Genomic DNA, 23,689 nt, shown 5'->3' on the forward strand with positions numbered 1-23,689 from the left:
TTGCTTATAACAATTTGGGTTCAAAATCGGCTTCATAAACCGTTTTATTCTTCTCGTAGTACAACTTGCCAGCAATCGCGGTCGCTGAACGATCGATTGGCATCACCACATCTATACAGCGCACAGGAGAGTCTTTGTCCGTTGTAAAAACACGATATAACAAGCCTTTATCACCATAATAAGTCTCTACATGGCTCGTAAGCTGATAATTTGGATCATCTTTACTTGAACCTTTGTAATTCTTCCAAATATTCACTTTAGGCGCAGAAACAGCCGTGCCACTGTCCTTAATTACAGCAACAGGGGTCAAACCAATATAATGGCCATTCACTTTATAACCCCAAGCAGTACCATTCATACCCGGTAAATAATCTGCTGTGTTGTAATCCTTACGATTATAGCTCTCACCTGTGGCTAAACTCTTCACGTCCCCCGTGACTCTCGGTCCCTCAACAGCGCAATTTAGGCTAGAGACTTCAGATGCATACGCCTTGCTAAATAATGCAAAACCGCTCTCTTTTTTAGCACCCACTAACTGGGTAAAGTTTGTCGATGGGTCGAGCATTTTCTTACCGCCAAAATCTACCAAGGCTTTTTGCAGTTTCACTGGCTCAAGTAACTTGACGATTTCCGACTCCGTCATTTGTATTTGAGCTGGTGAAGTGCTCGGTTTATTTGGCTGAGTTGTAGGCTGCTTTTCCACTTGAGTCGTAGGCTTGGCTGCTGCCACTTTATCCTGCGATCGGCGGGATAAATAACTCAAATTTGCCTTCTGTTTGTATGAATAGGCCAGTAATTGATCCGGTTTACCGTCAATTTCAATAATTTCTACTCGACGATTTTTTGCTTTGCCAGCGTCATCACTATTAGCTGCAACAGGCTGTGACTCCCCTGCTCCTTGGAAGAATAATCGCTCAGTCGGAATGCCAGCTTGATTAAAGAGGGTTGCCACATAACGCGCTCTCGCTTCGCTAAGCTCTTGATTTAACGATTCAGCACCACTGGCATCTGTATGACCTGTAATCAAAATGTTTTGTTTAGAGTCTTTATAGATAGCGGCGAGTTTTTGAAATTTTTGTTTAGCTTGTGGCGTCGCCTCTGAAGCTCCAGAAGCAAACATCACTTCACTATTACTCGAAACTGTCGCAGCCATACCCACAACTTGATAATTAGCGTACTTTTCTGAATCTTCCTTCGACATGGTTTGTTCGGTTGAACTGATCAGTAAGCTACTTTGTTGTTCATCTGATGCTTTTGAAGCGCTGATTGAAGTAAATTGAATATCAAGATTTTCTGTTTTCGCTAACTGTTCTAATGCTTCGCGTTTTTGCTGAAAATCATAACCAACGGTACAACCAATCGCAGCACCAGCGGCACCGCCATAAAGCATACCTTCATTGCCACCTAAATAATTCCCAATCAATACACCTAAACCAGTACCAATAGCACAACCAATAACAGTTTCTTTATTATCTTCAACAGATTGAGTGATGGCACAACTGCTAAGCGCTAATACGCCAGCAACTGCGAGCGATATGGATTTCAAATTTGACTTCATAGTCATCCCTAACTTTTTAAAAATTCAAAATTGAATTTTAGATGCAATAAATTAAGTTAAGGATTAGAAGGAATTAGCCCTAAAAAGTCAATCTAAAGTTGATACTGATGTAACCAAAATATTAATTAAGGCTGAAATTTGTGAGCAACTTTATATCGAAGATATTTAAGCGACTGACACAGGAGTTGTCATAAAACAGTTTTATCCTAATGTGAAGTCACAATCACTATGCAAAAAAATCATTACTGGGAATCGTTTCTCAGTTGCACCAAATCTTTCATAGACCTCATAATCTGCACATGACTAATCTCTCTCTTTCTCCCCATATTACATTTTACTAAGGTGGCTATGACATTTTCGTTGTTAGATATTTCTGCATTGGTGTGGTTTATCGTTTCTTGGGCTGGCTACACCGCCTTTGCCCGTAGCAAGGCGAGAGATACAGACTGTATTGCCCGTGGTCTGCATAAGCATAGAATTTACTGGATGCTTGAGGTGATGACCCGCGGTGTGCGCGTGGGTGATGCGGCACTACTGGCCAACTTAGAACGCAATATTGCCTTTTTTGCATCGACCACGCTGTTTGTGCTTGCGGGTGTACTAACCTTATTTGCGCAAGTTGAACGACTAGAAAGTGTTATAGCAACCATTCCCTTCGCTACGCCACCGAATCATGCGCTGGTGCAAGTCAAGTTAGCTCTGCTAGTTGGCATTTTTGTGATGGCCTTCTTCCAGTTTACTTGGTCAATGCGCCAATACGGTTTTGTGAACGTGATGATAGGCGCGGGTCCTCTGGACACCGATGGCTCAAATGACAATCTCAAAGCCTATGCAAGACAAATGGCAACAGTGCAAGATCAAGCGGCACACTCCTATAACTATGGTTTACGCGCCTATTACTTTTCAATGGCGGTATTGTGCTGGTTTGTACACCCGATACTCTTTATCTCGGCCAGCTTATTTGTGGTCGCAACCTTATATCGCCGCGAATTCAAGTCCCGTGCCGTTCTGGCGATCACGGCAGCAAAAGGCCATCTCCAAATAGAGAGCCAAGTGCGGGAAACCGCCCGCAACCATAAAATAGAATCATAGCCTTGGCAGTTTAGGCCGCTGGCGTCATCTTGATTGGAATTATTGTTCTATACTCTTTGGGTTATGTTTCTATTGAATTACTGGGAGAGTGCCATGAGCGATAACTTATTAACCTTAGATGAAGTGTGCAAAATGCTAGATAAAACACCAGCGACCATTAAACGCTTCGCTCGGGAGAATTTACTCTCAAGTGTTCAAGATGGTGACGAATTAAAATTCCCTGAAGCGGAAGTTAAACGCTACCTCGCCTTTTCACAACGCTTAGGCTAAAACGCATCAAGTAACTCATGGCAAATAAAACTGAATAATCAGTATGTAAGCCGTTTGAATTTGAATTTGTAAAGGTGGCTTGAATTGAAATGTGATACTCGAATTTAAGTACACTGCTTAAGTTTAAGTCGTTGATAGCGAGTTCAAACAGACAGTGAATGCGATATGGACAGTGAAGCTCAAAGGGATTTGAACTGAGCCATAGCGGTTTGTTGCAGTGGATTGATTAGCCGAATTTAGCAGTGCAAACCATAAAACTTAAACTATGGAACTTTAAGCTATTAAGTCTCAACCTGCTAACCCAAAAGATTCAATCCATTACTTATTATTCAAAGCATGCTGCAAATGCCGATAAGATAACCACTCCCGCTGCGTTTCACTTAAACCCAAATCGGCGGCGAGTTGTTGCAATTGAACTTCATACTTAGGCAACAGGGTTTCATCATTGGTCATAATCGCGAGTTCAGCAAAATCCCCTAAACCTTCGATATGATCGATTGTTAGATGAAATTCACCCAGAAAATAGATACTGCGGCGCTTTTTAATTTCCAGTACGCACTCATAACCTAAGGTATGCAGCATACTTTTTGCTTTTGTTGCTTCAGTGATATTCACGGCTTCACAGCGGTCTTTTTCTGGCCCTTTCACTATCCACAGCATTATCCCCGATGGCTGCATCTCACGGATACACAAGCTCTTGTGCTCACCTTTAAGTGATTGTGATGGCAGATCAAAGTAACAGTCATGCTCAAGGTTATCTTCGAGCATGACCTCAGGATTTCTCATTTGTAAGGCAGCGAAAAAAGCGTGGCGATCCAATAAATGATATTTAAGCTCGACCTCAAACTTACCATTAAAATGAGCATTAATTTGTGGGGCTAATGCTTCTGGCATCGCAGGGTTCATAGATTCATATCCGCTTTTAATGGGTAAAATATATCGCTATTTATAATATTGAGCGCCAACGTCTTAATTCCAAAAGATTAAATCCAAAACCTTAAGCGAGTCTTTGGTACAAGGCCTGATACTCTACACTGTCTTCAATTAAGCTCTGATGAGTGCCAGACGCAATAATCTTCCCCTGACCGAGTAAATGAATTTGATCCATCTTCGCCATAGCGGTTAAACGATGGCTAATCATAAGTAAGGTTTTATCCTGAGCAAACTCAAACAGTAAACTTAAAATATCTCGCTCGGTGCGTTTATCTAGCCCTTCTGTTGGCTCATCAAGCAATAGCAGCGGCGCATCACGCAGCAGTGCTCTTGCTACACCAATACGGCGCTGCTCGCCACCCGAAAGCTGACGTCCACCTTCACCAATCCACATATCCAGCGGCTTATCACCCGTGAGTAAAGCGCCAAGTCCAACCAGCTGTAACACATCAATCAAGCGTCCGTCGTGGGCCGTGCGTTTCTCGCCTTCGATAACAGGTAGCGCTAATACTAAGTTTTCCCGCAAAGTACCTGCAAACAAATAGATGCGTTGACTAATCACAGTAATCGCATCCCTAAGACCACGCTCGCTGTACTCTGAAAGTGCATGACCATCGAGCTTGATGTGCCCTTGCTGCGCTTGCCATTCTCGGGTAATCAGCGTCAATAAGCTCGACTTACCGCAACCCGTTGGCCCAAGTAACGCGACTTTTTGCCCCGCTTTTATCTCAAGGGACAAACCTTGCAGCACGTTTTGATCGTCTCGATAACCAAAGTGGATATCTTCAATCTGTAATGCGCCAGACTTTGCCCTCAAGCCAGTATCGACAGCAAATTGAATATCGGCCTTTTGTTCAGTGATTTCATTAATTCGCGTTGCGGCCGATACGCAGCCTGACAAATGCTGAAACGCGCCCGCGATCGGCATCATCATCTCGACGCAGGCCATAGTCGCAAACACCATAAGTGCAAACATGGGCCCCGGCGGCACGGCATCACCCACACCTTGAGCGGCTAAATAAAGCATCATGATCAAGGCTGAGCCCGTGGAGAGGATCAACATGGCTTGGCTGAGAGCAGTGATATTGGCCATCGCGCTTTGGCTGCGAAAAAGTGCAATTTCAGCATCATTCAGTTTCTGCCTGAATCTGTCGTTCGCGCCAAATAGGCTAAGTTCGGCTTGGCCTTGCAACATATCGAGCAACTGCACCCGATAATGACGCTTGGTCTCGAGCATAGTTCGGCTTGGCGCGTGTCCAAGGCGATAAAATAGCAGTGGCATCACCAGCCAAACAGCGACTAAGAATAAGCAAAGACTGAGAGCAAGTTTGGCATCGAACCAAGCAAGAAACAGATACAAGAGCCCCGTCATCAGAAGGGATGCCGCCATAGGCGTGAGCAGTCGCAGATATAGATGATCTAGGGTATCGATATCGGCCACTAAGCGATTGAGCATGTCGCCACGGCGCAGCCCCTGCAGATTTTTAGCACTGAGCGGCAAGAGTTTACGCCACGCCCAAACACGAAGTTCAGTCAGCAACTTAAAGGTCGCCTCATGGGTCGCTAAACGCTCGCCATAACGACTAGCGGTTCGGGCAATTGATAAGAAACGCACGCCGCCCGCAGGAGTGAAAAAGTTAAAGGACTGCGCCGTAACTATCGTCAAACCCGCGACCGCGGTAGCGGAAAGAAACCAGCCCGAAAGTGACAGTAAACCTATGCCAGCCATCAAAGTAATAATGGTCAGCAGCAAGCCCACGGACATCATCAGCCATTGACGCGAGAACAATCGAATAAAGGGGATCAGCACTTTCATTGGGCATCTCCTTTAGTAGACTCGGCTGCACTGTCGAGTGGAGCGTCACTATCAAGCTGCGTCTCACTGGCGCTTGCCAATAACGGTACAAGTTCAATATCAGCCACGGACTCAACATTTTCACGCAGTAAAGTTTGGAATAAGCCGTTTGTGTCAGACAAAGTGGTGTAATCGCCCCGCTGCACTATCAAGCCTTTATCGAGCACAAGAATAGTATCCATTTGATCTAACTGATCTAATCTATGGGTCACCATAATGCACATCTTACCCGCCATGGCCCGATTCAGCGCAGAACTCACCGCCTGCTCACTCTGGCTATCTAAACTGGCCGTAGGCTCATCAAGGACAAACAAACTCGCCTTTTGCCCAAGCGCCCTTGCCAAAGCAATACGCTGGGCTTGGCCGACGGATAAACCGGAAGATTGCTCACCGACTGGCGCATCTAAGCCCAGTGGCTGCGCCTTAACGAAGTCGCTAATATTGGCCTCTGCCAGCAAGTGCCACAGCGTATCGTCGGGCATATTTGGGTCGGCTAAAGCTACGTTATCCCGCACTGTACCGTGGAATAACTGCGGTTCTTGGCCCAGCCAAGCTAAATGCTGTCGCCAATGGGCTAAATCTAATGCGGATAACTCATGGCCATTGATCAGCAAATGTCCCTTATAGGGTAAAAATCCCAATAAGGCATTGAGTAAACTGGTTTTCCCCGCACCGCTTGGGCCAACTAAGGCTAAACGTTGATTGTCTTTTAATTCAAAACTCAGCGGGCCGAGTAAACGCGTGCCATCAACACTGAACACTTCAAGATTATCGGCACTCAGGGTTTCTATGCTATTGATGTGCACTTGGCCGACAAACTCAGGTTCAGGATGTTCGAGCAAGGTAATCAAGGCTTCCGCGGCGCCGACGGCCTGCGCCTTAGCGTGGTAATGAGTGCCCATATCCCGCAGCGGTTGATAAAACTCAGGGGCTAAAATCAGAATAAACAGCCCAGTAAACAGGCTAAATGGAATACCGACTATTTGAGGATCTGTACTCGAGCTGATATTGGCATGGGCGCCATAATAGCCAAAATCCAAATGGCCTAAATAACTGAAACCAAAGTAAACCGCCAATACTGCAATCGATACCGCGGCAAAAAACTCTAAGACTGCTGAGCTTAAAAAGGCCATGCGTAGCACAGACATAGTGCGGCTACGAAACTCTTCTGAAGCACTCGCGATCACCTTAAGCTCGGCATCACCACGGTGAAAAAGTTTCAACGTGCTTAAGCCTTTTAATCTATCCATAAAATGGCCGCTCAATCTTGCAAGCGCACTGAAGTTTTTGCGATTAGCATCGGCAGCGCCCATGCCAACTAAGATCATAAACATAGGGATTAATGGCGCTGTGAGTAACAGGATTAAGCCTGCCGCCCAGTTAATCGGGAATACCGCCGCTAAAATGAGTACGGGAATAAAACCAGCAAGGCTGATTTGTGGGAGATATCTGGCATAAAAATCTTGTAAATCTTCGACTTGCTCTAAGACTATGCTGGCCCAACTCCCTGCGGGTTTACCTTTAATAAATGCCGGACCTAGCTTAGTCAGCTTGTCCATCACTGCCGCGCGAATATGGCCACGTAGACGCTTACCCGCCTCAAAACTGGCGCGCTCACGCCCATAAGCCAGCAAGGCACGCAGTAACATCAAGGCAATTAACGCAATAAAATGAGGAATATAGGTATCAATACTCACGTTGGAACTGATCGTTTGGGCATTGTCAGTTAGCGGTATAACTTGCCCTATGATCACGCCATCCAGAATCGTCGCGATAATATAAGCCTGCGCCACCATAGCGACGGCGCTTATCATCCCAAGCCATAACGACAATTTAAGGAACAGGCCACAGGCTTTTTTCTGGGCTTTAAGCCAAACAAGAAGGGATTTTTCTAACGACTTATCCATGGTGCTCCAACAAGAAAACAATTAAGCGACTCGTAGCGGGGATCGACTATCGATAACAACTCAGTTTAAGGGGCTTGCAACAGCTAAAAAGTTCCGATAGGGACGCAGTATCGCAGGCATCTACAACAGATGAAACCCTATCACAGACTTTTGCTAGCGGACTCACAAAAACGAGCTAAAGATAAATAAATCTAGGAGTTAACGGAACTTTACCTAGTACTAGCCTGATTTTAAAAACTTAGGTAGCATGAAGCTCTTTGTATTAAATGTCCTCTATCTATGCCAAATAAAAATGCTGGTTTCACCCTGATTGAACTCGTTGTGGTTATTATTATTCTTGGCGTATTAGCCGTAGTAGCTGCACCTAAATTCATTAATTTACAATCAGATGCCTATAAGAGTCAGCTCTCAGGTGCACTGGCTTCGATGAAATCCGCCGTCACTTTATTCAAATCAAAGTCGGAAATTGCTCACAGCGGCACCACGAATAGAGTCGTTTACGACGAAATCCGTGGCGAAAACTATCAGCCTTGGGCTGCCAGCACCAGCGGTATAACGCCAAGTACGGCTTACACGACTCCGCCAGAAATTTTTAAAGCGGCAGGGCTAAATGTGAATGAGTGGTCCTATCGAATTTACACCACCAACGGCACCTATGAAGTTATCGCCACACCAAAGCAAAAACTGAACCTTGCCACGCCCACAGAAGCGCAAGTCGAAGCGACAAATTGTTATATCGACTATAAATGGGAGACAACGGGCGTCCCCACTTATAAAAAAGTCGACACTGGTTGCTAGGCGACCTTAACGATAAAATATCTATAGAAAAACAGCGAGTTAACCTGATGTTATCTCGCTGTTTTATTTACGCCCTAAACTCATTTTGTTGTTAATGCTTACGTTTACAATTAAGCATTTTTAAAGAGTTCGCGCTTATTGCACTCCACCGTATTTCACTAGTACATGCCAGAGCAACTTAAGTTCATGGGCGACTTGCGCACGATTACCGCGCTCACGCCAATGCTGGGGGGAATGGTATAAATCCCGCGCCGCCACGCCTATGGCATGGGCATCAACTCTGTCTTCTATGGCAATCCGATTAGCCAGCGATGGCATAGTTGGCCCACGGAAATCACTGGGGATCTGCGCCGTATGCAGGCTAAAGCCACCATGATATTGCAGCTCAATATCATATTTATCGCAAATTTTACTTAAGCTTGCGCCAATATCAGTACCCTTAAAACTGGGATCCGCCACCAGCATGGCGATATCTTCATCGAGGGAAACATCGCCATGGATCTGCGCCTCTATATAATGGTCAAGATTATTCGATAGCGGCCGCTCGAAACGTGACAGCAAGGAAGCATTGAGCTGATGCCCCAAATAATGGATCACATTCAGCGGCTTAAAGTCGGATTTGCCTAAGGCATAGTGACGCTCAAAACTCTCAGTCAGCAGCGCCGCTAAAATATCATCGAAACATGACAGTGTGCCCTTCTCTTTCGGATTACGATACGAGTCGAGATAACTAAAGGTTGAGCGCGCCATCGCACTCGTATGAGTCAGAAAATAGCAGCTACCAAAGCGCGGGGCGGGACCGTCCTGCCACATCCCCAGATCGAGTGCACCGTATTTAGGCCGAGATTTAGTGCCCTTGTATACATCCCCAAAAAGCTGATTTTCCCAATGATCCCGTGGGCCACCTAACTCAGGTGACAACTGACCATTAGAAATATGGGTCTCAAACTGGCTGCGGTATTGACCATCGCGCAGTAAACCTTCGGCCACAGTCATACCACGGCTATCGATTCTATCGGGATGAAAATGCAGAGCAATTCGGCCACAGTTGAGCAATTGTTTAAGCGCGAGTTGCATCTCATGCATGGGGATATTTGACATCTGCTGCACATTTTTAATCACAGCGACGGCTTGTTCACTGCGTCCTCGTGCAAGGCGTTCAATATGCTGTATCGCTGTCATAATCCACCTATAAATGAGAGGCGTTTAACCGTTCCCACAATGCCTCATCCTAAAATAAACGTGAGATAAATCGCAAGCATGCAGAGAACTGCTCTTAAGCCACTCCATCTAAATAACTAAGTTAAACATGAATGACTCGGTTAAACATGAATGACTCAGTTAAACGTGACTGTGAAAACACTCAATAATTCTTTCGCTCGGTTCATTGTTAAAAATTCAGCAAATAACATCAATCACGAACTGAACAAATAGCTAAACCAATTGCGTCATTGATTAATTCTACTCCAATCGACTTTAGTTTATACCACTCTCATTATTGTAGCGTGATCTACCGCTAACTCATTCTAACTCTAGATAAAAAAATACCTATGACTTCAATTGATATGATGAAATAAGCCTAATAGTCATCTTGTTCCTTGAAATCAATTAACTTCCATAACCTCAAACTCTGCCATCTAAACTTGCGCCTAAAAGATAAGCGAGGCCGAGTGAAAGCCGCCGACAAGCGATTTATGTGCCAATATGAATGAAACCCAACCCAAAAACCTTTATTAGATGGCACTTAAAGCCCTGATCCTGTAAGCTGCACGCCCGCCAGCAGACCTGGCTATTGACCATAAATGCAGCACAGTGTTGCCACAAGAGACCAATCTATGAGTTTTACCTCCCTGGGCTTATCGGCCCCGATACTTAAAGCCGTTGCCGAACAAGGCTACGACACACCTTCGCCAATCCAAGCTCAAGCAATTCCCGCTGTGCTTCAAGGCAAAGATGTGATGGCGGCCGCCCAAACAGGAACAGGTAAAACAGCAGGTTTCACCCTACCTATGCTCGAACTCCTAAGTAAAGGTAACCGTGCCCAAGCAGGCCAAGTGCGCGCATTAGTGTTAACTCCGACACGCGAATTGGCAGCTCAGGTTGCAGAAAGTGTTGAAACCTATGGTAAGAATTTACCACTGCGCTCAGCGGTGATATTTGGTGGCGTGCCTATCAATCCACAAATCGCGAAATTGCGCCACGGTGTCGACGTATTAGTCGCGACGCCGGGTCGATTGATGGATCTATATAATCAAAAAGCGGTAAAATTCAGCCAGCTTGAGATCTTAGTGTTAGATGAAGCCGATCGCATGCTCGACATGGGCTTTATCCGCGACATCCGTAAGATCCTAGCCATTTTACCTAAGCAACGTCAAAACCTGATGTTCTCAGCCACCTTCTCCGATGAAATTCGTGAGCTGGCAAAAGGCCTAGTCAATGATCCAGTCGAAATTTCGGTCACGCCACGTAACGCGGCGGCGACCACAGTAAAACAATGGGTTTGCCCAGTTGATAAGAGCCAAAAATCGGCACTTTTGATCCAACTCATCAAGCAAAACGATTGGCAACAAGTGTTGGTATTCTCGCGCACTAAACATGGCGCTAACCGTCTGGCGAAAAGCCTTGAAGAGGCAGGTATCAAAGCCGCCGCTATCCACGGTAATAAGAGCCAAACCGCCCGTACTAAAGCCTTGGCCGACTTTAAAAATGGTCAAGCTCGCGTACTGGTTGCAACCGATATTGCTGCCCGCGGTTTAGACATAGACCAATTACCACAAGTGGTTAACTTCGACTTACCGAACGTGCCAGAAGATTATGTGCATCGTATCGGCCGTACTGGCCGCGCTGGCGCATCGGGTCAAGCCGTGTCACTGGTGAGCAACGAAGAAATCAAACTGCTGAACGATATCGAGCGTTTGATCAATCGCGTATTAGACCGAGAAATGGTTGAAGGCTTTAACCATGAATTGCCAGAATCACGTTTAGGTGGCGGCGGAAAAAGTAGCGGTAAATCAGTACCAAGCCGTAGAAATACCCGCAGCTCAAACCAACCTAGCTCACGCGATGGTGCTCCAAGAAGCGCCGAGCATAAAGACGGTCAACGCAGCGGTGACGTCGCGCGCGGCCACAAGCCAAACGACAAGAATCCAAGACACAGCGGTGAAGCCAGTAGCGCCCCCCGCAGTGATGCCAAACCTCGTCCACCACGTTCAAACGATGGCCGAGCCAATAGCGCAGGCGCTAGTCGTCCAACTGAAAGCCGTTCAGGTGCTGGCGAGAATCGTGGCCAAGCGGGTGAGAATCCTTACGCCAATGGCCCAAAGAAAAACACCCGTCGCCCAAATAATGGTGCGAGTCGTCCAAGACACTCACAGGATTAATGCAAAAGCTAAGCGAACTTGCTTAGCGATTTAGCCGTATTAAGTCCTAAACAGAAACGCCCAACTCCGTATGGAATTGGGCGTTTTTGTTTGTCTTAGTTTGTCTTAGTTTGTCTTAGTTTGTCTTTATCGATGCTTAGCTCGTTATCTACGCTTTGAACAATAATCGGCTTGAACAATCACTGCCTTAAAAACAGCCTAAAACGGCAACCTAAGTTAATTCGCCTTTGTATCTGGCAACTGCTGCAGGACTTCATCCGTAAAATAAGGTTCATCTTCAACCCAAAAAATGTAGTCTAAGCCTAGGTAATTTTGCGCAAAATCCAGCAGCTCAGGCACAGTATTCTTTTTACCCGTTTTAGGATTAATCTGCCGCAAATTACCGTCTTGCACCGCCATACCTTTCACCAGTGTCGCTGGGTACTCTTTAATAAAGGCATAACTTTGTGCCATATGACTTTTACGGTAAGGCATCAAATCTGGGCCACCCACACCCATGTTGAGCGATTTGGCTTGCGCAAATAAGCCTCGCATATAGCCTTTGTCATTCCATGGCAGCCATTCGTCTGGCAAAAAGTTCAAATACACCATAGCGGTTGAATGCTGAAATGACTCAGCTAATACCTGCATATTCTCGCCAATCGCATCGATATAGGCTTTAGGATTAAAATCACTGGGGAAGGTGGTCGTTCCATCGGCGTTTTCAGTCCCCACATCAATTGAGCTTTCACTAAAGTTAATGCCCGCAATTTTCCCATCAAACTCTTGGCCAAGCTGACACACCAATTGTTGATAACGCGCACGCACTGAGGGCTCCCACATTTTGGCTGACCAGCCATACTCATCATCCGTCACCGGTTTATTGGGATCACGCTCTGGCGCGCTCAACATGCTTTGCTTCAACACACCTCCTTGATAAATCGGATCATCGAGCAAATAACGCGGCACATTGACTCTGGGTGTAAAGGATTTCTCTTGCAGCTGGATCCACAATTTTTTGCCTATCGAATCGAGATACGCAATATCGGCCCTAATCGCACTGAAATCATATTCGCCCTGCTTAGGCTCTAAACTGCGCCAAGTATAAACAATCTGCGCACCGCCAAAACGGGGATCGTGCAGCGCCTTGTCGGCACGAATGTTTTCTCCGTTAGCCTCACGATGGTTAATGTAGATGAAATGCTGTAACGGTTGCGGCTCTGGCTTAGACTCTAATTGCCGCTCTGGTTGTGACTCTGGTTGCAACTCTGGTTGAATTGATGCAGCGCTCGCTGCGCTCAAAAAGATACTTAGTAAAATAGTCCTTCGAAACATAAATACTCCAAACCGATGCACGCCTTATCACCTGACAAAGCCGTTAATCTGCTCATTTATTTTTTACTCAGAATCACTTCTACCACAGGCAAGCTGAGGGGCATATTAATTAAGCAGGCGAATACAAAGTGTTACTTAACCTCCTGCCGGAATTAACATTTACAAAACAAAAAGACTCAGTCATTGCATTAATCACACCCAACAAAAAAGGGAATAAACCTGAGTTTATTCCCTTTAAAAGTGAAGTGAATTAAATCGAGGTACGATTAAACTCAAGCTAAGCCAAGCTTACTCCATTGGCCAAGCTTACTCCATTGGCCAAGCGCGGTAAGATTTACCTTTAATGCGGCCGCCAGTAATTTTGTTCAGCGCTTTCTTGGCAACCTTACGATTAACGGCCACATAGGCGCGGTAATCGGTCACTTGGATTTTACCCACCTGTGAGCCTTCGATACCGTTTTCGCCCGTCAGCGCGCCTAAGATATCCCCTGGACGCAGTTTCTCCTTCTTACCGCCATCGATCTGCAAAGTGATCATGGTTGGCGCTGCAGGCGTGTTGCCGAGCAGGCTTTCAGATGGCAGTGATTCGCTGGTAATTTCGCGCTCTAAATACTCTTCTAACAAGGCAATCTTGTAACCGTCTTGGTCGTTATAGAAGGTATAAGCGGCGCCTTTACTGCCCGCACGGCCAGTACGACCGATACGGTGAATGTGGACTTCGGTGTCGTAGGCAACGTGATAGTTAAACACGGCATCCAGCGCATCGATATCTAAACCACGGGCGGCAACGTCAGTCGCCACTAATACACAGGCACTCTTATTAGCAAATTGCAGCAGGGTTTCGTCCCTGTCTCTTTGCTCTAAATCACCGTGCAAAGCCAATACGCTAAAGCCTAAACCTTCGAGCTCATCGGCCACTTTTTGAGTTTCGCGTTTAGTGTTACAGAACACCACTGCGCTTTCAGGCTTATGTTCTAACAACAATAATTGCAGCGCTTGCATACGCGCCTTATCATCGTCTAAGTGATAAAAATGTTGGGCGATGCTCAAGCTGTCGTGATTACCTTCAACTTTAACCATGCTTGGGTCATACATGATTTGCTTAGCAATCGATTGAATTTGCTCAGGGAACGTCGCGCTGAATAGCAGCGTCTGACGCTCACGCGGGGCTTGTTCGATAATCGCATCGAGGGCGGGTTGGAAGCCCATTTCTAACATGCGATCGGCTTCATCGAGCACTAACATGTTGAGATTGCTTAAATCTAAGCGATTGCGATCTAAGTGATCGACGATACGGCCAGGCGTACCCACAATAATGTGCGCGCCGTGTTCCAGCGATCCAACCTGTGGCCCCATAGGCACACCGCCGCAAAGTGTCAGTACTTTAACGTTATGAATACCACGGGCAAGGGTGCGGATTTCCTGCGCCACTTGGTCGGCCAACTCGCGGGTTGGGCATAACACTAAGGTTTGAATGCGAAAGCGTTTAACGTCTAACTTGTTCAGTAATCCTAAGCCGAAGGCGGCCGTTTTACCCGAGCCAGTTTTACCCTGACCTATCACATCCTGCCCCGCTAAAATGGGTGGCAAACTTTGCGCCTGAATTGGCGTCATCTCGTTGTAGCCCATAGAAGAAAGGTTCTCAAGCAGTTCGGGTTTTAGCTTAAGAGTCGAAAAAGCCATTGATGGATTAGGCTTAGTATCAGAGTTGCTCAAGGTGAATATCCTGTGGTGGGTAACGAAGCGGCTGCTAGGTTACTGAAATTGCGTTACTTATCGATTTAACTGGTCTATCAAGATTCAGGTTAACTTTGGGCTAGCTTGAGTTTAGATTTAAGCGCTAGGCTCGCTCAACCCAAAAGCACGGCTATTGTAGCAACAAAGCGCGGCTTTTGCCTCAAGTCCTTAAGCAATAGACATAGCAGGCGTAAACAGCAACAAAAAAGCCCTGCAGGAATACAGGGCTTAAACTTAAATTGGCTTGGATTTAGAATTAGCTCAGCACGGCAGATTTAACAAATTACGCGATCTGGCCGAAACGCCCTTCTTGATAATCGCGAATCGCCTGCTGAATTTCCGCTTGGGTGTTCATTACAAATGGACCCATCTGGACGATTTTTTCACGGATAGGTTTACCCGCAAACAGTAACATCCCAGCGCCACGCTCATCGGCTTTAAGCTTAAGCACACTTTGGCTATCAAGCACTAAAAACTCGCCCTGATGATATGACCACTGTGAGTCTTCACCTTTACTTAAGTCACCTTGGTACAAGTACAAGGCGACAAACTCGTGTTGAGACAAATCAAACGTGGCCTCAGCATTTGGTGCTAGGCTCAGATCGGCAATGGCTGCTTCGCCCGCTAATCCTTGGATGGTCGCACTAATAAGCGGTTGATCTTTAAAGCCCCAATCACCCGCTAAGGCTTTTAAGCTAGCGCCAGTGTTATTGGTCACTTCAACGCTCGCACTACCCGCGGTATCTTGATACTTCGCTGGACGCAACTTGTCTTTGGCGGGCATATTGACCCAAATTTGGAATCCATGCAGACCATCGACAGCATCGGCAAGTGGCATTTCAGAATGCACTACCCCGAACCCGGTACTCATCCACTGCACATCGCCGGCACAAATCGCCTTCACATTACCCATTTGGTCACGGTGCTCAAAACCGCCCTTACGAATGTAAGTGAAGGTCTCCATCCCGCGATGGGGATGTGCGGGGAAGCCACCAATAAAATCTTGTTCATCATCGGATTTTATTTCGTCGATCATCAAGAAAGGATCAAATTTAGTCGTCACAAAATCGGCGACACGGCGAATATTGACCCCATCGCCATCCATCGCGGCTTTGGCGGAAAACTGACTTAATACTTTCATTGCTGCTCTCCTATCGGTTGAGCAAAGCGATACGTGAAACGCCAAGATCATACGGCTAACACAAGACGCAAACGCTTTGCTGATGGAGGCAGAATAACAAGGAAGTTTACAAAAGAATAACGCGAAATCACGACCTAAACATTCGAAAAAATAGAACAGTATGCAGGAAGGAGCGAGTAACCTAGTGTTATAACTGGATAATAAAATAGTGGTTTAGTTGCCAAATCTCGCACTTTGGATTTGAAATCGTGGCTATCAAAAATAGCGTTAACATAAAAACTTTAAATTATTATGGTACATAAAAATCAAACCTTAAATCTGAATGAAATAACTCCCATTCATTAAAAATGTATTTCCGCACACTGTATACGAATACAACCAACACAAAACATACTATAAAAATCTAATTTAGTTCATTCAGAAATAATGAGGATTTAACAATAATCACTCTTTACCAAGTAAAATATATAGCGAATTACTGAAGTCTAAGAAGAAATAATAAATTATTGCATTTGTCTCAATATAAACTTACTGACATCTGTCCACTTATCGGGAGACCATACGAAATAAATAAAAATCAAAACATTTACAATTAGCAACCAAATCTGTTACTTTTAGCGTTCATGGATTAATGTGATTACAGGAAGTACAATGAAACGCTTATTTATACTTTTAGCTTTACTCATTTCCACTACAGCATCTAGCGCAGACGAAACCCATGGTTTCTCTGCAGGCTTGGGTTTAGGCTCAACAGAAGACTATGGGGGGATTACCCATTATGACTTTGCCTATCGCTATCAATTCACCCCAGATTGGGGAGTAGAAGTAGGTTACACACCATTTCAAAGTGAGCCTTTTACCGCAGCAATACATGGTGTTTTTGACGATTACGTGTTGGAGAACTCTTATTCCTCTCGGCTTGCTGGCACATATACATACCAAATATCAGCAAGACATAATGCGATATTTAAGGCCGGATTATCTCAATCTAAAGCTAATTATCAATTGAATGACTACGGAAATAGTAGTGATGATGTTATAACTATAGAGGAGTATTCAGACGATGGCTATGGCTTATATGCCGCATTAGGTTGGCGTTGTCGTTTTTATAATGGCTTCGAAATTATGACAACATTAGCGTACCAGGATTCTGGAGTATTTGAAATGACGAGCTTCACTGTAGGAATAGGCTACAGCTTCTAAAACTATAAATTTAAAACCCATAATGCCAGTAAATGCTGGCATTATGTTGCGAAGCAAAAATTTAACTTAGAATTCTAGTAAAAATCCATTTTCATCATAATTAATTACGTTATTTCTATTAACGCTATATAAAATATATAGCAAATGCTGAAGAAAAATTTCCCATTCCACAGCTGATTAAACTATATCCCATAACTATATTTCCTAAGAATAGTCATCTTATATTCACTGAAGACACTATTTTAAGCAAATATCTATACATAAAAAACGCTATTGCAGATTGGCAATAGCGTTATATTTGAGATAATAAGTCTAAAGTCTCATCATTATTCTATGGGTCATCGAATTTATTTTTAGTAACTTACTCTGCCCATTTACCCATAGTGCATCTGTCATTACTGCCAAAGTCTCGCACTGTGGCGACATTCTCGTAGCCCAGTTCGATAAGCTTAGCCCTGAGTTTCACAGCCTGCTCAAAACCATGTTCGAGCAGGATATAGCCGTTAGGCTTTAAGTAATCTCGGGCAGTGTTGGCAATATAATAAAGATCGGCAAAGCCTTCCTCGGCGGCGGTTAACGCGCTTTGGGGCTCGAAACGCACGTCACCTTGGTGCAAGTGTTCGTCAGCTTCATCAATATAGGGCGGATTTGAGACGATTAAATCAAAGTCCCGCGACTTTACGGCACTGAACCAGTCACTCTGGAGAATTTCGACCTGTGGCAGCTTTAAGTTCTCGCGGTTCGCGATAGCCAAAGCCACGGCATCATCGACTTTATCGACCGCGGTGATTTGCCATGACTCACGCTCAGACGCCAACGCCAGCGCAATCGCCCCAGTGCCTGTGCCTAAATCGAGCACTTTGGCGTAGGTGGAAAGCGGCATGTTCAAGGCGGTTTCAACCAGAATTTCCGTATCAGGACGCGGGATCAAAGTGGTGTCGTTCACGATAAAAGGCAACGACCAAAATTCGCGCTCACCGACAATATGTGCCACAGGTACGCCTTTTTGGCGTTTCTGTACCATTTGCTGGAAGCGTTTCCACTGTTCAACCGTTAGGGATTTTTCAGGCCAAGTATACAAATAGCTGCGGCTTTTATTGAGGCAATATAACAACAAAACCTCTGCATCCAGATGAGCGGATTCAGAGGTTGATGCTAACTGCACATAAGCCCATTGCAGGGCTTCGGCTATGCTAGATTGATCTGACAAAATTACCCCTGCTCGTCAGCCAGTGCGGCTAACTGATCGGCTTGATGCTCTTGCATCAAAGGCAATAAAATCGCATCGAGATCGCCTTCCATCACTTCGTTCAAGCGATATAAGGTCAAGTTGATGCGGTGTTCGCTCACGCGGCCTTGCGGGAAGTTATAAGTACGTACACGTTCGGAGCGATCGCCACTGGCAACCAGACTACGACGGGTCGATTCTTCGGCGCTACGGCGTTTTTCGTCTTCAACAGCTTGAATACGTGCGGCCAGTACACTCATGGCTTGGGCACGGTTCTTGTGTTGCGAACGTTGATCTTGGCATTCCACCACGATCCCAGTAGGAATATGGGTGATTCGAATAGCTGAGTCAGTTTTGTTAACGTGCTGACCACCCGCGCCCGATGAACGGTAGGTATCAACTTTCAGATCGGCTGGATTGATTGAAATCGCTTCAGCTTCAGGTACTTCGTGGAGTACCACAACAGTAACCGCTGAAGTATGCACACGTCCTTGGGATTCGGTTTCTGGCACACGCTGTACACGGTGGCCGCCGGATTCAAACTTAAGTTTGCCGTATACGCCGTCACCGCTGACCTTCATGATCACTTCTTTAAAGCCACCATGTTCACCTTCGTTACAGCTCATGATTTCGATCTGCCAGCGATTCGCTTCAGCATAACGGCTGTACATGCGGAATAAATCACCGGCAAAAATAGCCGCTTCGTCACCGCCTGCACCAGCGCGGATCTCAACGAAGGCATTTTTATCGTCGTCAGGATCTTTTGGCAATAATAGAATTTGCAATTCGTCTTCGAGCTGCTCGAGTTTGGCCTTAGCGGCTTTCATCTCTTCCTGCGCCATTTCACGCATTTCAGCATCGTCTTCTTCCAGCATTTCTTTGGCAGAATCGAGATCGGCCTGCGCTTGCTGATAGGCTTTAAAGCCAGCAACAACGTCTTCTAACTGGGCGTATTCTTTCGATAACGCACGAAACCTGTCTTGATCCGAAATGACGCTAGCATCACCCAGCAAAGCCATGACTTCTTCATTGCGCTCGAGCAAGCCTTCCAGCTTGCGGATAACGGATTCCTTCATTTAACTCGCTAACCTTAGTGTTTATCTAATCCAAGCGCTGATCTTAACTGACCGAGAGTATTCAAATCGCCCTGACGACTCGCTGCCGTGAGGGCCTGTGTCGGTGCGTGGATAAGTTTATTGGTCAGGCGATTGGCTAGTTCAATCAATACCTGCTCAGTGTCTGAGCCCTGGGCTAATTTATTCAGGGCGCGTTCCACTAACTCATCTTTTACCGCCATGCTCTGGCTGCGATACTCGCGAATACTGTCGACCGACTCTAAAGAACGGATCCAATCCATAAATAGGAAAGATTGTTCTTCAGTAATTACTTCAGCTTGCTCGGCGGCTTCTTTTCGAGAAGCCATATTCTGTTCAATAATGCTATGCAGGTCGTCCACTGTATACAGAAACGCGTCATCCAAATCGGCGACTTCCGGCTCAATATCCCGGGGAACTGCTATATCAACCAATAACATAGGTTGATGGCGACGCTGCTTTAGCGCTTTTTCGACCATGCCTTTACCTAGGATAGGCAGAGGGCTGGCGGTAGAGGATATCACGATATCGGCTTTTGGGAGATAATCTGGTATCTGTGCCAGTGTAATTGCTGTTGCGCCAAACTCCTCACACATGCCTTGGGCGCGCTCTAACGTCCGGTTTGCTACGACCATAGACGCCACGCCGTTGTCTTTAAGATGTTTAGCAACCAACTCTATGGTTTCACCCGCGCCAATCAATAGCACTTTCGTGGTCGATATCGACGAGAAAATATGTTTCGCCATGCTAACCGCGGCAAATGCCACAGATACTGCGGCGGCGCCGATTTCAGTATCGGTACGGACTTTTTTGGCGACAGAAAAGGTATTTTGAAAGAGTCTGTCTATGGTTAAGGCAACCGTTCCAGCCTCTTTGGCCTTAACGAATGCTTGTTTTACTTGGCCGAGAATTTGCGGCTCACCCAAGATCAACGAATCGAGCCCAGAGGCCACACGCATCAAATGCCTGACGGCATCCTGACCGTGATAATTATAGAGACAAGGCGCGACGTCCTTATGATCAAGGCCGTGATATTCTTCAAGCCACGCAATAATGTCGGCCTCATCGCCGTTGTTGCAATACAACTCAGTGCGATTACAGGTCGAGACAATAACGGCTTCACCCGAGCGTGTACGACTGGCCAGACTCTTCATAGCGTCATGAATTTTGTCCGGAGAGAAGGCAACTTTCTCGCGCAGGTCTACCGTGGCTGTTTTATGGTTAATACCGATTGCTACAAGGCTCATCTGACTCTTTCTAGATTCTTGGCGACTCTCTTAATAAGGGCATTCTACTGAATCGGCCCAACTAAAAACAGAATACGCTTAACAAAACCGAATAAAGGTCTAACTTCTTACCTAAATTTTCTATCAATGATAGGTAAGGCTGGATTTGCCCCGAAGGAACAAATCTAAGTGACCGCCGATGGAAATTTTACGTTTGGCATTGGTATTCTTTCCAAGCCCTCGTATCATAAGGACTTTGGTATATCAGTCATAGATGAATAATTTGAAGCGCCTCACAAAAACCATTTTCTCTTGTTTTACCTTAAGCGCCCTACTCTTGCTGGCGGGGTGTGAAACCTTGCCGCCGATGACTGACCTAAGCCCAATCACAGTCACGGATGCGCGCCAAGCAACCGCTTGGGAATTACAGGGTAAACTGGCGATAAAAACTCCTGACGATAAGCTCAGCGCTAATATCTACTGGCGCCACAGTGAAGATCGCGACGAACTGACACTCACCACTATGCTAGGTACGACTGTGTTGACGCTTAACTCAACCCCGAACTCGGCCCATTTGCATATCGATGGCAAAGACTTTCGCGACGATAATGCCCAACGTTTACTCGAGCGTGTCAGCGGTTGGTCCATCCCCTTGGCCGATTTACCTTTGTGGATCACTGGCCAAGTTGGCCCCAATGATCAGGTCATCGCACGCGATAGCCAAGGCAAACCTAAACAGCTAACCAATACTCAAACTCCGCCACCTTGGCAGGTCGCATTTTTAAGTTGGCAATCCCAGAGCGGCGCCAGTGTGCCCCATCAATTAAAGCTTGAACGTGGTGATTTACAACTCAAACTACAACTGAATCAATGGCAAGCCCTCGGCAAGCCTGCAATCATACTCGAAGAGAAACCTTAGCATGCCCGCAGCAATTTCACGCCATTGGCCAGCACCAGCAAAGCTTAACTTATTCTTACACGTGAATGGTCGCCGCGCAGATGGTTATCATGAACTGCAAACCTTGTTTCAGTTTATTGATTACTGTGACATGCTCGATTTTAAGGTCACTGAAACCGCAGAACTGATTTTGCACTCCAATATCTCTAATGTTGTCGCCGATAGCGATAACTTAATTCTGCGAGCCGCAAAATCATTACAACAAACCACAGGCTTTAGTGGCGGCGCCGAAATCTGGTTGGATAAACGTCTACCCATGGGCGGAGGTTTAGGTGGCGGCTCGTCAGATGCTGCCACCACCTTAGTGGCACTGAACACATTATGGAACACCCAATTATCGACCGAAGAACTGGCTAAAATCGGCCTTAAACTTGGTGCCGATATTCCTGTTTTTATTCATGGTTTCGCCGCTTTTGCCGAAGGTGTAGGTGAACGCTTACAAGCGGTAAATCCGAGTGAGCCTTGGTACTTAATCATCGCACCCGATGCCCATGTATCCACCGCTGAAGTATTCCAAGATCCACTTTTACCACGTGATACCCCGAAACTGGCCATAGATACCTTAATGAACCAACCTTGGGCAAATGATTGTCAAAAACTAGTCGTTTCTAAATACCCTCAAGTTGCCAAGGCATTAGGCTGGCTGCTAGAATATGCGCCGTCGAGAATGACAGGAACAGGCGCATGCGTGTTCGGGGAATTCACACAAAAGCAACAAGCTCTCGCAGCCTTGGCGAAATTACCGTCTGAAATGCAAGGATTTGTTGCACAAGGGATGAATCTTTCGCCGCTCATCACGCGACTCAGTCACCCTTAAACTACTTTCTTCTAGAGTAACCACTTAACGATAACGCCTCGGGTTCCTCCCGTCCCTACATCGTCGTTACTCTAGCCACTAAAATATAAAGCAAACGCCTGAGGTTCATACAGTGCCCGACATCAAGCTCTTTGCTGGGAACGCCACCCCCAGTCTCGCTAAAAAGATAGCCGATCGTCTATTTTGCAAACTCGGAGACGCAGTGGTTGGTCGTTTCAGCGATGGTGAAATCAGTGTCCAAATTAACGAAAATGTACGTGGAGCCGATGTGTTCATCATCCAATCCACTTGTGCGCCGACAAACGACAACCTGATGGAACTCATCGTGATGGTTGACGCGCTGCGCCGTGCATCTGCTGGCCGTATCACAGCGGTTATTCCTTACTTTGGTTATGCTCGTCAAGACCGTCGCGTTCGTAGCGCCCGTGTACCTATTACTGCAAAAGTGGTTGCCGATTTCCTGTCTAGCGTGGGTGTTGACCGCGTTCTGACCTGTGACCTGCACGCTGAGCAAATCCAAGGTTTCTTCGACGTTCCTGTTGATAACGTATTTGGTAGCCCAGTGCTGCTAGAAGATATGTTAGCGAAGAACTTAGATAATCCAGTCGTTGTTTCTCCAGACATCGGTGGTGTTGTTCGCGCTCGCGCAGTAGCAAAACTGTTGGATGATTCTGATTTAGCGATCATTGATAAACGTCGCCCACAAGCGAACGTTGCGCAAGTTATGCACATCATTGGTGATGTTCAAGGTCGTGACTGCATTATCGTTGACGATATGATCGACACAGGCGGCACTCTGTGTAAAGCGGCTGAAGCCTTAAAAGAACATGGTGCGAACCGCGTATTTGCTTACGCAACTCACCCAGTCTTCTCTGGCAAAGCGGCTGAAAATATCGCTAACTCTGTGATTGATGAAGTGATTGTGACTGACACAGTTCCTTTAAGCCCAGAAATGTTGAAAGTGGCTAAAGTGACTCAGTTAACTATGTCTGCGGTACTGGCTGAGGCAATTCGTCGCGTAAGCAACGAAGAGTCTATTTCTGCCATGTTCCGTCACTAATAGTTCGGTCACTCATCATAGTCACTGAACGTTCTGACTAATCTGAGCGGTTCCAATGCACAGCTTACTGTTTTAACGAATCACTAAGCTTGCAGAGCTCATCACTCAGACATAAAAA

Annotated in this window: 19 protein-coding genes; 8 read left to right on the forward strand and 11 right to left on the reverse strand. The window is 46.0% G+C overall.

What is annotated here, in order from left to right:
- Positions 1 to 4 precede the first annotated feature (4 nt).
- Positions 5 to 1,558: an OmpA family protein gene (locus L5M37_RS08125; protein ID WP_168822544.1), complete on the reverse strand. Its 1,554-nt coding sequence runs from the start codon at positions 1,556 to 1,558 to the stop codon at positions 5 to 7.
- Between the two features lie 348 nt (positions 1,559 to 1,906).
- Here L5M37_RS08125 and L5M37_RS08130 point away from each other — a divergent pair, with 348 nt between their 5' ends.
- Both L5M37_RS08130 and L5M37_RS08135 read left to right on the forward strand, forming a co-directional pair.
- A complete protein-coding gene (locus L5M37_RS08130) occupies positions 1,907 to 2,650 on the forward strand; it encodes a DUF599 domain-containing protein (protein WP_131524297.1) in 744 nt (247 codons plus the stop codon).
- Between the two features lie 93 nt (positions 2,651 to 2,743).
- On the forward strand, positions 2,744 to 2,920 hold the full coding sequence (locus L5M37_RS08135) for a helix-turn-helix domain-containing protein (RefSeq protein ID WP_006082937.1): 177 nt from the start codon (positions 2,744 to 2,746) through the stop codon (positions 2,918 to 2,920).
- A gap of 318 nt (positions 2,921 to 3,238) precedes the next feature.
- On the opposite strand, the gene cyaB is transcribed toward L5M37_RS08135, so the two are convergent.
- The 3 genes from cyaB to cydD form a co-directional block, all read right to left on the reverse strand.
- A complete protein-coding gene (cyaB, locus tag L5M37_RS08140; RefSeq protein WP_263200045.1) occupies positions 3,239 to 3,826 on the reverse strand; it encodes a class IV adenylate cyclase in 588 nt (195 codons plus the stop codon).
- Positions 3,827 to 3,917: 91 nt separating this feature from the next.
- Positions 3,918 to 5,669, reverse strand: a complete 1,752-nt coding sequence (cydC, locus tag L5M37_RS08145) for a heme ABC transporter ATP-binding protein/permease CydC (RefSeq protein ID WP_263200047.1) — start codon at positions 5,667 to 5,669, stop codon at positions 3,918 to 3,920.
- Positions 5,666 to 7,615, reverse strand: a complete 1,950-nt coding sequence (gene cydD, locus L5M37_RS08150) for a heme ABC transporter permease/ATP-binding protein CydD (protein WP_263200049.1) — start codon at positions 7,613 to 7,615, stop codon at positions 5,666 to 5,668. Before cydD ends, cydC begins: the two co-directional genes overlap by 4 nt.
- A gap of 279 nt (positions 7,616 to 7,894) precedes the next feature.
- Between cydD and L5M37_RS08155 the strand changes: the two genes are divergently transcribed.
- Complete coding sequence (locus L5M37_RS08155; protein WP_173496759.1) at positions 7,895 to 8,413, forward strand: type II secretion system protein; 519 nt, start codon at positions 7,895 to 7,897, stop codon at positions 8,411 to 8,413.
- Positions 8,414 to 8,548: 135 nt separating this feature from the next.
- Here L5M37_RS08155 and L5M37_RS08160 read toward each other — a convergent pair whose 3' ends face one another.
- Positions 8,549 to 9,595, reverse strand: a complete 1,047-nt coding sequence (locus tag L5M37_RS08160; protein ID WP_173496758.1) for a DUF3626 domain-containing protein — start codon at positions 9,593 to 9,595, stop codon at positions 8,549 to 8,551.
- A 653-nt stretch (positions 9,596 to 10,248) separates the two neighbouring features.
- Here L5M37_RS08160 and L5M37_RS08165 point away from each other — a divergent pair.
- The gene (locus L5M37_RS08165) at positions 10,249 to 11,793 is read left to right on the forward strand and encodes a DEAD/DEAH box helicase (protein WP_168822533.1); all 1,545 of its coding nucleotides are present in this window, start codon (positions 10,249 to 10,251) and stop codon (positions 11,791 to 11,793) included.
- A gap of 216 nt (positions 11,794 to 12,009) precedes the next feature.
- Here the strand turns inward: L5M37_RS08165 and L5M37_RS08170 are convergent, their stop codons facing one another.
- From L5M37_RS08170 to L5M37_RS08180, 3 genes are all read right to left on the reverse strand, one after another.
- Complete coding sequence (locus L5M37_RS08170; protein ID WP_263200051.1) at positions 12,010 to 13,107, reverse strand: hypothetical protein; 1,098 nt, start codon at positions 13,105 to 13,107, stop codon at positions 12,010 to 12,012.
- A gap of 306 nt (positions 13,108 to 13,413) precedes the next feature.
- On the reverse strand, positions 13,414 to 14,790 hold the full coding sequence (dbpA, locus tag L5M37_RS08175) for an ATP-dependent RNA helicase DbpA (RefSeq protein WP_263200140.1): 1,377 nt from the start codon (positions 14,788 to 14,790) through the stop codon (positions 13,414 to 13,416).
- Positions 14,791 to 15,127: 337 nt separating this feature from the next.
- Positions 15,128 to 15,985 (reverse strand): pirin family protein, encoded by an 858-nt coding sequence (locus L5M37_RS08180; RefSeq protein ID WP_263200053.1) that lies wholly within the window; start codon positions 15,983 to 15,985, stop codon positions 15,128 to 15,130.
- Between the two features lie 651 nt (positions 15,986 to 16,636).
- Here L5M37_RS08180 and L5M37_RS08185 point away from each other — a divergent pair.
- Positions 16,637 to 17,188 (forward strand): outer membrane beta-barrel protein, encoded by a 552-nt coding sequence (locus L5M37_RS08185; RefSeq protein WP_173242900.1) that lies wholly within the window; start codon positions 16,637 to 16,639, stop codon positions 17,186 to 17,188.
- Positions 17,189 to 17,549: 361 nt separating this feature from the next.
- Here L5M37_RS08185 and prmC read toward each other — a convergent pair whose 3' ends face one another.
- From prmC to hemA, 3 genes are read right to left on the reverse strand one after another with little or no spacing between them, the layout of a single operon-like run.
- Entirely contained in the window at positions 17,550 to 18,398 is an 849-nt protein-coding gene (gene prmC, locus L5M37_RS08190; protein ID WP_113939044.1) for a peptide chain release factor N(5)-glutamine methyltransferase, read from the reverse strand.
- A gap of 2 nt (positions 18,399 to 18,400) precedes the next feature.
- A complete protein-coding gene (gene prfA, locus L5M37_RS08195; protein ID WP_131523734.1) occupies positions 18,401 to 19,492 on the reverse strand; it encodes a peptide chain release factor 1 in 1,092 nt (363 codons plus the stop codon).
- Between the two features lie 14 nt (positions 19,493 to 19,506).
- Positions 19,507 to 20,757: a glutamyl-tRNA reductase gene (gene hemA / locus L5M37_RS08200; RefSeq protein WP_012090153.1), complete on the reverse strand. Its 1,251-nt coding sequence runs from the start codon at positions 20,755 to 20,757 to the stop codon at positions 19,507 to 19,509.
- Between the two features lie 253 nt (positions 20,758 to 21,010).
- Here hemA and lolB point away from each other — a divergent pair, with 253 nt between their 5' ends.
- The 3 genes from lolB to L5M37_RS08215 all read left to right on the forward strand — a co-directional run bounded on the left by lolB (position 21,011) and on the right by L5M37_RS08215 (position 23,571).
- Positions 21,011 to 21,655 carry a lipoprotein insertase outer membrane protein LolB gene (gene lolB, locus L5M37_RS08205; protein ID WP_263200055.1) on the forward strand — a complete coding sequence of 215 codons (645 nt, stop codon included), beginning with the start codon at positions 21,011 to 21,013 and terminating at the stop codon, positions 21,653 to 21,655.
- A gap of 1 nt (position 21,656) precedes the next feature.
- Positions 21,657 to 22,511: a 4-(cytidine 5'-diphospho)-2-C-methyl-D-erythritol kinase gene (gene ispE, locus L5M37_RS08210; protein ID WP_198571871.1), complete on the forward strand. Its 855-nt coding sequence runs from the start codon at positions 21,657 to 21,659 to the stop codon at positions 22,509 to 22,511.
- Between the two features lie 112 nt (positions 22,512 to 22,623).
- A complete protein-coding gene (locus L5M37_RS08215) occupies positions 22,624 to 23,571 on the forward strand; it encodes a ribose-phosphate pyrophosphokinase (protein WP_006080255.1) in 948 nt (315 codons plus the stop codon).
- Positions 23,572 to 23,689: the final 118 nt, after the last annotated feature.

Origin of the sequence: Shewanella sp. SM69 (assembly GCF_025653985.1) — a bacterium.
Lineage (GTDB): Bacteria > Pseudomonadota > Gammaproteobacteria > Enterobacterales > Shewanellaceae > Shewanella > Shewanella oncorhynchi.

Excerpts from the sequence above, each read along its gene's own strand:
- L5M37_RS08185 (WP_173242900.1), top strand. The coding sequence starts at position 16,637 with ATGAAACGCTTATTTATACTTTTAGCTTTACTCATTTCCACTACAGCA.
- L5M37_RS08125 (WP_168822544.1), bottom strand. The coding sequence starts at position 1,558 with ATGAAGTCAAATTTGAAATCCATATCGCTCGCAGTTGCTGGCGTATTA.
- hemA (WP_012090153.1), bottom strand. The coding sequence starts at position 20,757 with ATGAGCCTTGTAGCAATCGGTATTAACCATAAAACAGCCACGGTAGAC.
- cydD (WP_263200049.1), bottom strand. The coding sequence starts at position 7,615 with ATGGATAAGTCGTTAGAAAAATCCCTTCTTGTTTGGCTTAAAGCCCAG.
- prfA (WP_131523734.1), bottom strand. The coding sequence starts at position 19,492 with ATGAAGGAATCCGTTATCCGCAAGCTGGAAGGCTTGCTCGAGCGCAAT.
- cyaB (WP_263200045.1), bottom strand. The coding sequence starts at position 3,826 with ATGAACCCTGCGATGCCAGAAGCATTAGCCCCACAAATTAATGCTCAT.
- L5M37_RS08130 (WP_131524297.1), top strand. The coding sequence starts at position 1,907 with ATGACATTTTCGTTGTTAGATATTTCTGCATTGGTGTGGTTTATCGTT.
- L5M37_RS08180 (WP_263200053.1), bottom strand. The coding sequence starts at position 15,985 with ATGAAAGTATTAAGTCAGTTTTCCGCCAAAGCCGCGATGGATGGCGAT.
- ispE (WP_198571871.1), top strand. The coding sequence starts at position 21,657 with ATGCCCGCAGCAATTTCACGCCATTGGCCAGCACCAGCAAAGCTTAAC.
- lolB (WP_263200055.1), top strand. The coding sequence starts at position 21,011 with ATGAATAATTTGAAGCGCCTCACAAAAACCATTTTCTCTTGTTTTACC.
- dbpA (WP_263200140.1), bottom strand. The coding sequence starts at position 14,790 with ATGGCTTTTTCGACTCTTAAGCTAAAACCCGAACTGCTTGAGAACCTT.
- cydC (WP_263200047.1), bottom strand. The coding sequence starts at position 5,669 with ATGAAAGTGCTGATCCCCTTTATTCGATTGTTCTCGCGTCAATGGCTG.
- L5M37_RS08155 (WP_173496759.1), top strand. The coding sequence starts at position 7,895 with ATGCCAAATAAAAATGCTGGTTTCACCCTGATTGAACTCGTTGTGGTT.
- L5M37_RS08160 (WP_173496758.1), bottom strand. The coding sequence starts at position 9,595 with ATGACAGCGATACAGCATATTGAACGCCTTGCACGAGGACGCAGTGAA.
- L5M37_RS08135 (WP_006082937.1), top strand. The coding sequence starts at position 2,744 with ATGAGCGATAACTTATTAACCTTAGATGAAGTGTGCAAAATGCTAGAT.
- L5M37_RS08165 (WP_168822533.1), top strand. The coding sequence starts at position 10,249 with ATGAGTTTTACCTCCCTGGGCTTATCGGCCCCGATACTTAAAGCCGTT.
- L5M37_RS08170 (WP_263200051.1), bottom strand. The coding sequence starts at position 13,107 with ATGTTTCGAAGGACTATTTTACTAAGTATCTTTTTGAGCGCAGCGAGC.